1 protein-coding gene is annotated in these 397 nt (G+C 71.8%); it reads left to right on the top strand.

Translation table 11 applies throughout. The features are described 5' to 3' along the window. The coding region (locus IF30_RS0140615) for an IS5/IS1182 family transposase (RefSeq protein ID WP_051712277.1) at positions 1-397 on the top strand (397 nt) is incomplete at both ends.

Here is a 397-nt window from a genome sequence, read left to right as displayed (position 1 = left end):
GGACGGCACGTTCTCCCGGATGCTCCACGCGATCCAGGCGGAGAAGGACGCGGCCGGGGACCCCGCTCGGCTTCGTCCTGACCGGCGGCAACGCCAACGACTGCACCCGTCTCGAAGCCGTCCTGGAGGCGATCCGGGTTCCTCGGGTCGGGTCGGGGCGCCCGCGCACCCGGCCCGACCACGTCGTCGCCGACAAGGGCTACAGCTCCCGCAAGATCCGCGCCTACCTGCGACGACGCGGCATCCCGCACACCATCCCCGAACGCGCCGATCAGGCGCTCGGCCGACTCAACCGCGGCTCACGCGGCGGCCGACCACCCGCCTTCGACCGACAGACCTACCGGCTCCGCAACGTCGTCGAACGCTGCTTCAACCGGCTCAAGCAATGGCGCGGCCT

The organism is Streptomyces sp. NRRL S-350 (assembly GCF_000719705.1).
Taxonomy (GTDB): Bacteria; Actinomycetota; Actinomycetes; order Streptomycetales; family Streptomycetaceae; genus Kitasatospora.
This window is presented reverse-complemented; position numbering and strand designations above follow the sequence as displayed.